This is a genomic window from Sulfitobacter aquimarinus, assembly GCF_040149565.1.
Taxonomy (GTDB): Bacteria; Pseudomonadota; Alphaproteobacteria; order Rhodobacterales; family Rhodobacteraceae; genus Sulfitobacter; species Sulfitobacter aquimarinus.
Genome location: NZ_JBEFLO010000002.1, coordinates 417,253 through 429,544, shown reverse-complemented (window position 1 = coordinate 429,544; position 12,292 = coordinate 417,253). Strand labels below are relative to the sequence as shown.

At 61.3% G+C, this 12,292-nt stretch carries 11 protein-coding genes; 5 read left to right on the top strand and 6 right to left on the bottom strand.

Annotated elements, in window-relative coordinates; genetic code table 11:
- The first annotated feature begins 156 nt into the window (after positions 1–156).
- The gene (locus ABMC88_RS06190) at positions 157–696 is read left to right on the top strand and encodes a peptidoglycan-binding domain-containing protein (RefSeq protein ID WP_349575967.1); all 540 of its coding nucleotides are present in this window, start codon (positions 157–159) and stop codon (positions 694–696) included.
- Positions 697–765: 69 nt separating this feature from the next.
- Here the strand turns inward: ABMC88_RS06190 and ABMC88_RS06185 are convergent, their stop codons facing one another.
- Positions 766–2,256: a DegQ family serine endoprotease gene (locus ABMC88_RS06185; RefSeq protein ID WP_349575966.1), complete on the bottom strand. Its 1,491-nt coding sequence runs from the start codon at positions 2,254–2,256 to the stop codon at positions 766–768.
- Between the two features lie 228 nt (positions 2,257–2,484).
- Positions 2,485–3,669 (bottom strand): MFS transporter, encoded by a 1,185-nt coding sequence (locus tag ABMC88_RS06180; RefSeq protein WP_349575965.1) that lies wholly within the window; start codon positions 3,667–3,669, stop codon positions 2,485–2,487.
- Positions 3,670–3,735: 66 nt separating this feature from the next.
- Between ABMC88_RS06180 and ABMC88_RS06175 the strand changes: the two genes are divergently transcribed.
- Positions 3,736–4,710, top strand: a complete 975-nt coding sequence (locus ABMC88_RS06175; RefSeq protein WP_349575964.1) for a GlxA family transcriptional regulator — start codon at positions 3,736–3,738, stop codon at positions 4,708–4,710.
- Positions 4,711–4,801: 91 nt separating this feature from the next.
- Here ABMC88_RS06175 and hflC read toward each other — a convergent pair whose 3' ends face one another.
- From hflC to rpiA, 4 genes are all read right to left on the bottom strand, one after another.
- Complete coding sequence (hflC, locus tag ABMC88_RS06170; RefSeq protein ID WP_349575963.1) at positions 4,802–5,701, bottom strand: protease modulator HflC; 900 nt, start codon at positions 5,699–5,701, stop codon at positions 4,802–4,804.
- The gene (gene hflK / locus ABMC88_RS06165) at positions 5,701–6,930 is read right to left on the bottom strand and encodes an FtsH protease activity modulator HflK (protein WP_349575962.1); all 1,230 of its coding nucleotides are present in this window, start codon (positions 6,928–6,930) and stop codon (positions 5,701–5,703) included. The genes hflC and hflK overlap by 1 nt, the downstream gene beginning before the upstream one ends.
- 133 nt (positions 6,931–7,063) lie before the next feature.
- Entirely contained in the window at positions 7,064–8,428 is a 1,365-nt protein-coding gene (gorA, locus tag ABMC88_RS06160; RefSeq protein WP_349575961.1) for a glutathione-disulfide reductase, read from the bottom strand.
- 325 nt (positions 8,429–8,753) lie between these two features.
- The gene (gene rpiA, locus ABMC88_RS06155; RefSeq protein WP_349575960.1) at positions 8,754–9,542 is read right to left on the bottom strand and encodes a ribose-5-phosphate isomerase RpiA; all 789 of its coding nucleotides are present in this window, start codon (positions 9,540–9,542) and stop codon (positions 8,754–8,756) included.
- 168 nt (positions 9,543–9,710) lie between these two features.
- Between rpiA and ABMC88_RS06150 the strand changes: the two genes are divergently transcribed.
- The 3 genes from ABMC88_RS06150 to ABMC88_RS06140 all read left to right on the top strand — a co-directional run bounded on the left by ABMC88_RS06150 (position 9,711) and on the right by ABMC88_RS06140 (position 12,257).
- Positions 9,711–10,103, top strand: a complete 393-nt coding sequence (locus tag ABMC88_RS06150; RefSeq protein ID WP_349575959.1) for a hypothetical protein — start codon at positions 9,711–9,713, stop codon at positions 10,101–10,103.
- Positions 10,103–11,476: an L-serine ammonia-lyase gene (locus ABMC88_RS06145; protein ID WP_349575958.1), complete on the top strand. Its 1,374-nt coding sequence runs from the start codon at positions 10,103–10,105 to the stop codon at positions 11,474–11,476. The genes ABMC88_RS06150 and ABMC88_RS06145 overlap by 1 nt, the downstream gene beginning before the upstream one ends.
- 109 nt (positions 11,477–11,585) lie before the next feature.
- The gene (locus ABMC88_RS06140; RefSeq protein WP_349575957.1) at positions 11,586–12,257 is read left to right on the top strand and encodes a type 1 glutamine amidotransferase domain-containing protein; all 672 of its coding nucleotides are present in this window, start codon (positions 11,586–11,588) and stop codon (positions 12,255–12,257) included.
- The last annotated feature ends 35 nt before the right edge of the window (positions 12,258–12,292 follow it).

Below are 12,292 nucleotides of genomic sequence, written 5' to 3'. Positions count from 1 at the left end.
TGTGTGTTCTTTACTTTCGCTTTTCTACGCAAGCCACCCGCCGCACGCCAGCCCCTTTTGCGCCGCATGTTGCCGCACTTGTCCGTCCTTCTAGTCAAATGCCGTAAAACCCGCTAACTCTGGGCGCAGGGAAAACAGACCCAAAGGCATTGGGCTATGACACAGGCACATATTTTCAATCGGGCACGGCCCCTGATCTGCACGCTGCTTGGCGTGGCGGTTCTGGGCGGCTGTCTACAGGCAACGACCGTGTCTAAGACAGGCGTGATCGTCGGCAACGGGCTGGCACCCGAAGGGGCCGCACCTGGCACCTGCTGGGGCAAAATCCCGACCCCTGCGGTGGTCGAGACGGTGACAGAGCAAGTCCTTGTCACCCCTGCCAAGACCAACGCCGACGGCACATTGGCAACCCTGCCTGTCTACCGCGCGGAAAGCCGCCAGCAAATCGTGACCCCTCGTATGGACCGCTGGTTCGAGATCCCCTGCCCGCCCAGTTTCACGGTCGAGTTCGTCTCGACCCTACAGCGTGCGTTGCAGGTGCGCGGGCAATACGCGGGCGCGATTTCGGGCAATATGGACGCAGCCACCCGCCGTGCGGTGCTGGCGGTTCAATCAGCAAACGGATTGCACAGCGATGTCCTCTCGATTGAGACAGCGCGGATGTTGGGGATCGTGGCGGTGCCGCGCACGCAGTGATCTGCACAGGACATGAAAAAGGCGCCCCGTTCCGCCGGGGCGCCTTTTTCTGTTTTATCTTGGAAGATGTTACTGATCTTCGAGCGTGAGCGCGACAAAGCGCGGATCACCTGCACGGCGCACGAGCAATAACAGCGACTTGCGCCCCGCCTCACGGGCGGCATCAACGCGGCCGTTCAGGTCCGCGATGGTCGCGATGTTTTGCTGGCCAGCTTCGGTCAGGATGTCACCGGGTCGCAAACCTTTTTCGAACGCTTCGGAGCCTTCGGCAACTTCCGTCACTGCGAGCCCCTGCATGTCGGCAGACGCGCCCAGTTCCTCGCGGATCTCGTCGGTAAGTGGCGTGATGGTCAGCCCCAGCAATGACGATACTTCGGGCTCTGTCGGTGTTGCTTCTTCCTCTTCGGTTGCGGGCGCCGCTGCACCAGAGGCATCTTCGCGGCGGCCAAGCACCACGGGGATGGTCTGGCTTTTGCCTTCGCGCAGGACTGTGACGCGAACGGTGGCACCTACGGGGCTGTTGCCCACCTGGCGCACAAGGCCGCGTGTATCCGCCACTTCGACGCCGTCAAATGACAAGATCACATCGCCTGTTTCAAGGCCAGCGACCTTGGCCGGACCTTCTGGTACGTCCGTAATCAATGCGCCTGTTGCAGCCTCAAGGCCCATGGCGTCGGCCACGTCCTGTGTGACGTCCTGAATGCGCACGCCCAGCCAGCCGCGCCGCGTCTCGCCGTATTCCTTGAGCTGGTCAACCACGCGGGTCACCACATTGGCCGCCATGGAAAAGCCGATGCCGATGGACCCGCCGTTTGGCGACAGGATCGCCGTGTTCACACCGATCACATCGCCGTCCATGTTGAACAAGGGCCCGCCCGAATTGCCACGGTTGATCGCGGCGTCTGTCTGGATGTAGTCATCATAGCTGCCTGACAAGGCGCGGTTGCGGGCGCTGACGATGCCAGCCGAAACCGAGAACCCCTGCCCCAGCGGGTTACCCATAGCGATAACCCAGTCGCCCACACGCGCCGCGTCGCTGTCGCCGAAGCTTACAAAGGGCAGCGGGCCGTCGGCCTCGACCTTCAGCAGGGCGATGTCGGTGTTGGGGTCGGTGCCGATCACCTTCGCGACCAGCTCGGAACCGGTAAAGAATTCGATTGTGATCTCGTCCGCGCCTTCAATCACGTGGTTATTGGTGACGACATAGCCGTCTTCCGAGATGACAAAGCCGGACCCCAACGCCGAAGACCGCCGCGGAGCGGGCGCGGTGCCGTCGCCGTCGTTATTGCGGTCTTGAAATTCGCGGAAGAAATCCTCGAAGGGGGAGCCTTCGGGCACGATACCGCGCGGCCCCGTGCGCCCTTCGACCAAGGTGGATGTGGTGATGTTCACGACCGAGGGGCTGATTTTTTCTGCCAAGGGTGCCAGGCTTTCGGGTTTGGCATAGGCCATTACCGATTGCAGGACCAATAATGACAGGGCCATCAGCCCGATCAAGGCGGCGCGCAGCGCTGTTGCGTGTTGGGGGGGAAGTGTCCGGGCGACCGCTTTGGGCTGCATATATCGTCTCCTGATCGCGGCCCTTTCCCGATGCATCGGGAGGTGGCCGGCGTGATTGTGGCTGTTACAGAGCATGGTGCATGGTGCGTCTGCCCTGCGCAACCAATAAGATATGCAGCTTTGCCGCGATTTCAACAAATGGTGACGCAGCTGTGAGCGGGCGCGGCCGCTCCTCGGTGCGCGGCTATGCCGCTGCGCGGCGGCCACTCCCTCCTCGCTTATGAGGGGTCAGGGCAGGACACGGGCCTCGCGCCGCAGCACGATCAGTGCAATAACAAGCAGCGTTGCCGACACACCCGCCAGCACAATCCACCCCAATCCCGCGACCAAAGCGCCCGATGCAAAGGCGCATAGGGTCGAGACAAGCGCGATCACCGTGTCGTTGGCTCCCTGCACCATCGCCTTTTCCGCCTCGGGGACCGCAGTGGCCAGAATTGCGGTCGCGCCGATGAAGCCGAAATTCCACCCCACGCCCAGCAACACAAGCGCGCCGTAGAAATGTGATATACTGAGCCCCGTCATGGCCGGCAGAGACGCCAGCACCAGCAGGCCGACCCCGCCAAATGCGATCCGCTGACCGCCGAAGCGTTTGATCAGGAAGCCCGTGAAAAAGCTGGGAGCGAACATGGCCACCACATGCCAGCGGATCACATCCCCTGAGGCCGCCTCGGTGAAACCGCAGCCGATCATCGCAAACGGGGTCGGCACCATCAAAAACACCATCACCCCCTGCGACACGGCCCCAAGGCCCACGGCAAGGCGCACTTGCCTGCCCTTCAGCACCGACAAGGACGCAAAACGTGCGCGCAGAGTTTGCGGTGGGGCCGCGGGCGGTTTCGGCAGGCGCGTCAACACCAGCGGCACCAGCCCGATCAGCGATAATACCGCCAAGGCCGCGTAAGCCCCTGCAAGAGGGACGGGTGCCAGCGCGTTTTTCGTCATGATGAAGACCTGCGGCCCGACAAATGCGGCGATCAACCCCGACGTCAACATCAGCGAGATGGCGACCGGCTGCCATTGCGGGCTGACCGTCTCGGCTGCGGCAAATCGGAAAAACTGGTAACAGGCAAGAGCTGCCCCCAAAGCCATATGGCCGATGCACAGCAACACGAAACTACCGCTCAACAGCGCCCAAAGCCCCAGCAACGCGCCGAAAATCGCGCAAGCTCCGCCCGCAACAAACCCCGCCTTGCGCCCCCAGCGCCCCATCATCAACGAAAACGGTGCCGCCGCAAAAAGCCCCGCCAGAGTAGAGAGCGACGCAGGCAGTGTCGACAATGCCGCCGACGGCGCCAACATCATCCCCGCCAATCCGCCAAGGATAATCAACATCGGCATCGATGACCCAAGGATGGTATTTGCCGCAAGCAGCCCCAGATAGGACCCGTTTCGCGAGAGCATCGAATTGCGCATGTGAGTTTCCTGTTCAGACGGTGTTACCCATTGGTAAATTGCGGCCACCATGTCTACAATGTCAAAATGGCATCAAATACAGACACCCCGCGCACCCGCAGCATTGATGTTTTGCTGTTTGATGATGTCAACATGCTCGATGTGTCAGGGCCGGCGCAGGCCTTTGACACCGCGATGCGGATGGGGGCGAAGGCGTATGACATCAGATATGTCTCGGCTGACGGAGGCGCGGTGCGGGCTGGTTGCGGGATGCGGCTGGTGCCCGACGCCGCGCTGTCCGGCGATACCGCCAGCGACGATCTGCTGATCCCCGGCGGGCGGGGCATTGATGCGCTGCTGCCTGACACGCATGTTCGTGCGGTGATCGCCAGCCACCTGCACCGCAAACCCAACGGGCGCGTTATCTCGATCTGTTCGGGGGCTTTGCTTTTGGCGGCGGCGGGGGTGTTGGAGGGGCGTGCGGCGACAACCCATTGGTCGCGGGAGAGGGATACTCAACAGCACCCAGATGTGGCTTGGGATCTTGACCAGATATATTGCGCGGACGGTCGGGTCTTTACCTCTGCGGGGGTGACGACGGGGATTGATCTGGCCTTGTCGATAATCCGAGACGATTGCGGCCCTTCTGTTGCGCTGTCGGTTGCCCGCGAACTGGTGGTGCAGCTGCGCCGCACGGGCGGGCAAAGCCAGTTCTCCATCAATCTAGCCAGCCAGTTTGCGCCCCAAGGCGCGCTGACCCGATTGATCGAGCGGATCGTCAGCGTACCGCATCTGGACTGGTCGCTGGATGCGCTGGCGCAAGAGGCGGGCATGAACCCGCGCACCCTGACCCGCCACTTCAAACGTGATCTGCAAGAAACGCCTGCGCAATTTGTCGAACGGGTGCGGGTGGATCACGCCCGCGGGTTGATCGCGGACGGGCTGCCGCTCAAACAAGTCGCGCGGGCAAGCGGGTTTGGCGATCTGCAACGTATGCGGCGGGCGTTCCAACGCCGTTTTGGCATCCATCTAAGCGACTATGTAAAGGGGTTTGCGATCTGAGCCTTGGGCAAATAGCGATGCAGCCTGTGCCCAAATGCAAAGGGCCGCTCCTTGCGGTGCGGCCCTTGTCGGAAGTTTTAATTTGTCGGTCCTAGCGGTTTTCGCCCTCTTCCGAGCGCGACCCCTGATCGGAGCGCAGGTAGTTGAAGAATTCACTGTCGGGCGACAGAACCATTGTCGAGTTATTACCCTTCAGAGATTCCTCATATGCCGCGAGCGAGCGGTAGAATTCAAAGAACTCGGGGTCCTTGGAATAAGCTTCCGCGAAAATGCGGTTCCGCTCGGCGTCGGCTTCACCCTCAATGATCCGCGCATCGCGGCGCGCTTCCGAGATGATCTCCTCAAACGTACGGTCCGCAAGGGCGGTCACACGCTGGGCCGCCTCACGGCCACGGGCACGCTCGTCCGTGGCTTCACGCTCCCGTTCGGCGATCATGCGTTGCAGGGTCGCGTCAAAGTTTTGCTCGGGCAGGTTTGTCTGGCGCAGGCGCACATCCACGACCTCAAGACCCAGCGCATTCGCACGCGCATCAGAGCGCACGCGAATTTGGTCCATCAGGGCGGAACGCTCTGGCGACAGGATGGTGTTGGAGGTCACACCCTGCGAGCCCAGAACGGCGCGGATTTGCGATTCGAGAATACCGCTGAGGTCATTTGCCGCGCGGTTCTCACCGCCCGAGCCCACGGCCTGACGGTATTGCACCACATCGTCGATGCGGTAGAGCACGAAGGCGTCGATTTCCAAGCGGCGGTCATCGGCGGGTGTGACTTCGATCACAGGCGTTTCGAGCGAAAGGATACGATCCTCGAAGCGCGCAATCTCGTCTACCATCGGCACTTTGAACCCAAGGCCAGGCTCGGTCACGACCTGTTTGATCTGGCCAAAGCGCAGAACCAGCGCCTTTTCACGCTCGTCCACGACAAAGACGGACGACATGATACCTGCGACGGCAATCACCAGAATGGGGATCAGAAAACTGGATTTATTCATCAGTTGTTTCCTCCGGAACGGCGCAATTCATTGAGCGGGAGATAAGGGACAACCCCCTGCCCACCAGCACCGCCGCCTGTGTTATTCTCAAGGATGATCTTGTCGACGCCACCAAAGACTTTCTCCATCGTCTCGAGATACAGACGCTTGCGGGTCACTTCGGGGGCGGCCGCATATTCGGTCAGAACCGCCTCGAAGCGCGAGGCCTCACCGATGGCGCCGTTGACTTCGCGCGCGCGGTAGCCTTCGGCCGCTTCCAGCAGCTTGGCGCTTTCACCGCGGGCTTCGGCGGTTTTCTGGTTGGCATAGGCATCGGCCTGACGCTCCAGCCGGTCACGCTCTTGCTCGGCGGCTTGCACATCGCGGAAGGCATCCACAACAGACACCTGCGACGAGGCACCATTTGCATCGGTCACAACAACCGTGCGCGAGGGCGGGTCAACCTTGTTCACGTTGACACGCAGGACGTTGATGCCTGTCTCGCGGTTGTCCAGCGTCGTCTGGATGAGCGCTTTTACCTGCTCTTCGACCAAACCACGATCACGGTTGAGGATCGGGGCCAGCTCGGACTGTGCGATCACTTCGCGCATGGCGGATTCGGAGATCGCCCGCACGGAAGCATCGGGATCGCGCAGGGAGAATTTGAACTGCTCGGCGTCTTTGATGTTCCAGACCACCTGAAAGTCGATGTCGACGATGTTCTCGTCCGTGGTCAGCATCAGGCCGTCATTGCCACTGCCCCCACGGCTGATGCCCAATGTCTCGGTGCGGTTGGTGGTGACGTCAAAGACTTCCGCCGTGACAACAGGCCATGGGGCAAAATTCAGGCCCTCGGTGCCGATGCCCGAGAATTTACCCAAGAAAAGCTCGATTGATTGCTGTTCGGGGCGGACCGTATAGGTCGAGGCGAAGAGCCATGCAGCCGCAGCCACCAGCACGCCGATACCGACCGTGCCGCGGGTGAGCGCGGGGCCACCACCGCCGCCTGTACCGCCACCGCCGGTGCCATTGGTGCGGCCACCGCCGCCCATCAACACGCGCAACTGTTCTTGACCTTTTTTGACCAGCTCGTCGATTTCAGGGATTGGGGGCTTGTCACCGCCGCCGCCGCCATTGCCGCCGCCGCCGTTGTTGCCACGGTTTCCACCGCCGTTGTTTCCGCCGCCGCCGTTACCGCCGCCGCCTGAATTGCCACCGCCGCCCCAAGGACCGCCTGTGTTGCCAGCCATATGTATTTTCCTCTTCAAAGTCGCCCCGTCGGGGCAGGCTTGTCGTATGATATCTAAGTTGGTCGTCTGTCGCGTTATTTCAAGGTTTGGCTGATTTACGGCCCCACCGCAAAACGTAAAATCTGTCGGGGTATCAAGTCCGCGTCGGCGTGCGCATGGTCACCAGTTCCTCGGACATGGTGGGGTGGACCGCGCAGGTCTGGTCAAACTGTTCTTTTGTGGCGCCCATTTTCACGGCGATGCCTGCCAGCTGGATCATCTCGCCCGCTTGCGGTGCGACGATATGACAGCCCAGCACCACGCGGGTTTTCTGGCTCACGATCAGCTTCATCATCACGCGGTCCTCACGGCCCGCAAAGGATGTCTGCATCGGCTTGAACGATGTGGCATAAACCTCGATCGGCTCTTGCTCGCGGGCGTCTTCCTCGCTCAGGCCGACGGTGCCCATTTCGGGCTGGGTGAAGACGGCAGAGGGGATCAGCTCGTGATCTACCGGCGTCGGCTCTGCGCCAAAGACGGTCTGCACAAAGGCCATGCCTTCGCGGATGGCCACAGGTGTCAGGTTCACACGGTCGGTCACATCGCCGATGGCGTAAACAGAGGGCACAGCGGTCTGGCTGTATTCATCGACTTCAATCGCACCGTTGCGGCCCAATTTGATGCCCAGCTCCTCCAGCCCCATATCGTTCGAATTGGGCGCACGGCCCGTGGCAAAGAACAGGTGGTCATAGATTTTCTCGACACCTTGGGTGGACTTGGTCCAGATGCCGCCTTCGCGCTCTTCCATTTCCAGCACGCTTGAGCCCGGCTGCATGTCGATGCCCCGTGCCGCCATCTGCCCCGCAATCAGCGCGCGCGTCTCGTCGTCGAACCCGTTGAGGATCTGGCCCCCGCGATAATACATGCTCACATCCACGCCCAGACCATGCAAAATGCAGGCAAACTCGCAGGCGATATAGCCACCACCGATAATCAGCATGGAGCGCGGCAGTTTTTCGAGATCAAAGATATCGTCCGAGATCAGACCAAGATCGGCGTTTTTCATGTCAGGACGCACAGGGCGGCCGCCCGTCGCGATAAGGATATGCTTTGCGGTCTTTTCCTCGCCCGTAGACAGGGTGACAGTATGCGCGTCTTTCAGCGTTGCACGGGCGTCGAACTTGTCCACACCGGTCCCGTCGAGCAGCTTACGGTACACACCTTCAAGACGGTCAAGCTCGGCCCGCATTTTGGCGGCAAACACGTGCCAGTCAAAGGGGCCGTCGCTGACGCTCCACCCGTAGTCGCGGGCGTCTTGGAACATGTCGCGGTAGGTTGAGGCAAAGACCATCAGCTTTTTGGGCACGCAGCCACGGATCACGCAAGTCCCGCCATAGCGGTCTTCCTCGGCCAGCCCGACGCGTGCGCCGTATTCGCCCGCAGCCACCCTTGCCGCGCGCACCCCGCCCGAGCCGCCGCCGATCACAAACAGGTCGTAGTCGAATTGATCGTCAGCCATGGGGTCTCTCCGCTATGTTGATGCCTTACGAACTGTCTAGCGCCCCCTGCGCGTAATGACCATATCGCCGTCGCTCAAAAACATGTGCGCTGGTGCCGCACCGGGTGCGGGCCATGTGCGCCTTCCGGATGCGGGCACCCGATCTGATGATCGTGACCGCGCTGCTGGCCTTGACGCAACTGATCGCCCCGACACCGCATTGAGAGCTGCGGGTTGTAACGCTGCTGGGCCGTGTCCTTTGGCTGCGCAGGTCAGGCGTGACCGCACTTGGCCTGCCGCACTGAATGGTGCGGCTACCGGGTTCGGGGCTTATGGTTTTGGGGGCTTAATCGCTCAGGTCAGAGAACAGATTGTCGCTTTCGACAAAGTCCAGCCGTTCGGTTGCGACGGTGCCTTCGTTGATGTCGCGCACTTCAACGCGGCCGTCGCCGTAGCCCAGAACAACCGTGTCACAGATGTCGATGAACAGGCCGTTCTCGACCACCCCAGGCATCTGGTTGATCACCAGCGCCAGCTGCCGTGCATTGCCGATGCGGCCTAGATGCAGATCAAGGATGTGGTTGCCCTCGTCCGTCATGAACGGGCGGTCGCCATTCATGCGCAACGTGCTGGAGCGGCCCAGCACATCCATCGAGATCAGCGTTTCTTCAACCAGCGCCTGCGTGGTTTGCCAACCAAAGGGGATCACTTCGATAGGCAGCGGGAAGGCGCCCAGATGTTCGACCTCTTTGCCGACATCCGCGATCACGATCATCTGGTCGCTGGCAGTTGCCACGATCTTTTCTTGCAACAGCGCGCCGCCGCCGCCTTTGATCAGGTTCTGGTCGCCGTCGAATTCATCGGCACCGTCGATGGTCAGGTCCAGCCACTTTGCCTCGTCCAGAGAGATCACTTCGATCCCCACTTCGCGGGCCAGTTGCGCGGTGCGGCTGGAGGTCGGAACGCCGCGAATTTTCAGCCCCTCGTCGCGGACCATCTCGCCCAGACAACGGACCAGCCACGCGGCGGTGGAGCCTGTGCCAAGACCGACACGCATGCCGTTTTCTACAAATTGCGCGGCACGTTTGGCGGCGACGAATTTCGCCTTGTCGATGGGGGACAGATCAGAGGACATGGGGCAGCTCCCTTTAGATTCCCTCGCGCTTATAAGAAAGAAGTGAACGCGGTGCGAGAGGCAATTATGCGGTGCCCGCGATCGGCGCGTTTCGTGTGAGGTCCTATTGGCCGCCAGATGGTCGTTTTCAGGCTGGTGCCTTTTGCTGCGGGCAGGCACAAAAGCGCCATGACCTATGTGCCTCACTACGCCCCTGACAACGCGTCACCGATCATCTGCCTTGCGGTTGATCATTCGGAGGTACCGTCCGACACTGCACTGGTAGACCGCGCATTGGCCACCCGGAATGCGGTGGCTGCCGATTTACCCGCAGGATTTGGTAGCGTGTTGCCCCCTGCCATGATGTCCTATCTGTGGGGCTGTCTGCGGTGGTGTGCGCGATACCCTACGGATCACAGCCGCGATTGGTTTGATCTGGCCACCTACACCGCGCTGGCGCAGCTTTGGGTGGAGCTTGAGGCATTGCCCTGCACCCGCGCCCTGCAAACCGCCAAGCGGCTGGGCCAGACAGCTTTCACCAACCCAACCTATGCCAATCCACCGTTTGGGAGTGCCACCTGATGTTTCTATCTGTCTTCGAGATGTTCAAAGTGGGGATCGGCCCCTCGTCCTCCCATACAATGGGACCGATGGTGGCGGCGGCGCGGTTTTTGGACATGATGCGCGCCTCGCCGTTCCAGTTTACTGGGCTGCGCGCCTCGCTACACGGCAGTCTGGCGTTCACGGGCGTCGGCCACGCGACTGACCGCGCCACTGTGCTGGGTCTGGCGGGCTTCACGCCCGAAGATTACGACGCGGCCCGTGCCGAGAAGACCCTGAAAGGGATCGAGGAGGCGCATGTTATCACCGTGGACGGCCTGCCGCCGCTGCGCTTTAACCCGAAGACCGATCTGGTCTTTGACTATGACACACCGCTGACAGGCCATGCCAATGGCATGACTCTGATGGCAACGGACGCGCAGGGCGATGTCACCTTGCGACAGGTCTTTTATTCAATCGGCGGCGGTTTTGTGCTGACCGAAGCGGAACTTGCCGCTGGGAAAAACACCGATGAGGGCGCGCCCGTCCCCTACCCGTTCAAATCCGCCGCCGAGATGCTGGAGATGGCGCAGGCCTCGGGCAAGAATATCGCCCAAATGAAGCGCGCCAACGAGGAATCGCGCGGCGGTGCGGCGCAGCTGCGCAGTGGCACGGCGCGGCTGTGGCAGGTGATGAACGATTGCATCAACCGCGGGCTTGAGACGGACGGCACCCTGCCCGGTGGCCTGAACGTCAAACGCCGCGCCAAGGGTATCTACGACGCCCTACTGGCCGAACGCGGGCTCAACCAATCCGCCCCCCACACGATAAACGACTGGATGAGCGTTTACGCCATGGCCGTGAACGAGGAAAACGCCGCAGGCGGTCAGGTCGTCACCGCCCCCACCAATGGCGCGGCGGGGGTGATGCCCGCGACCTTGCGCTACTACCTCGACCATGTGCCGGGCGCGTCAGAAAGCCATATCGAGGATTTTTTGCTGACGGCGGCAGCCATCGGCGGGCTGGTGAAATTCAACGCCTCGATCTCGGGCGCGGAAGCGGGGTGTCAGGCCGAGGTCGGATCGGCCGCGGCGATGTCGGCAGGCGCGTTGTGTGCGGTGATGGGCGGCACACCGCAACAGGTCGAAAACGCAGCCGAAATCGCGCTGGAGCATCATCTGGGCATGACCTGCGATCCTGTGCGCGGACTGGTGCAGGTGCCTTGTATCGAACGCAACGGGCTGGGCGCGATCAAGGCCGTCTCGGCCGCGAGCCTCGCGCTGCGCGGCGACGGCACGCATTTGGTGCCGCTGGATGCCTGCATCGAAACGATGCGCCAGACCGGCGCGGATATGAGCGAGAAGTACAAAGAGACCTCCCTTGGCGGATTGGCGGTGAACGTTCCCAACTGTTGACGTCCGGTCATGACAATTATCAGGGCTGGCGTTGGAACGTTTGGCTGTCGCCTGCGTTGCCTTCGTGATGCGCAGCTATTGCGTGAGAACACAAACGACAGGACACGACATGAACATTCTGATGATCCTCACCTCCCACGACAAACTTGGCGATACTGGCGAAAAGACGGGCTTCTGGCTCGAAGAATTCGCCGCGCCTTATTACACGCTGAAGGACGCTGGTGCGCAGGTCACGCTGGCCTCGCCCAAAGGCGGTCAACCGCCGCTTGATCCCAAAAGCGATACGGATGATGCACAAACGGATGCCACCAAACGCTTCAAAGATGACAAAGAAGCACAAGAGGCGCTGGCCAACACCGCCGTGCTTAGCGATATTACTTCAGATGGCTATGACGCGGTGTTCTACCCCGGTGGCCACGGCCCGCTTTGGGACCTTGCCACAGACGCCGACAGCATCCGCCTGATCGAAGAATTCGCCGCCAAGGACCTGCCCATCGGCGCGGTCTGCCACGCGCCTGCAATCTTTAAAGATACCAAGCTGGGCGACAAGCCACTGGTCGCGGGCAAGAAGGTCACTGGGTTCACCAACTCCGAAGAAGACGCGGTTGGCCTGACGGATATCGTGCCGTTTCTGGTCGAAGACATGCTCAAGGCGAACGGCGGCGTCTATCTGCGCGGCGACGATTGGGCCAGCTTCGTAACCACGGATGGCAAGCTGGTTACAGGTCAGAACCCCGCCTCCTCCGAGGAAGCGGCCGAAAAACTGTTGGCTCTTTTGTAACCCATCTGCCGAAATGCCAGAGAGGGGCCGCGCAA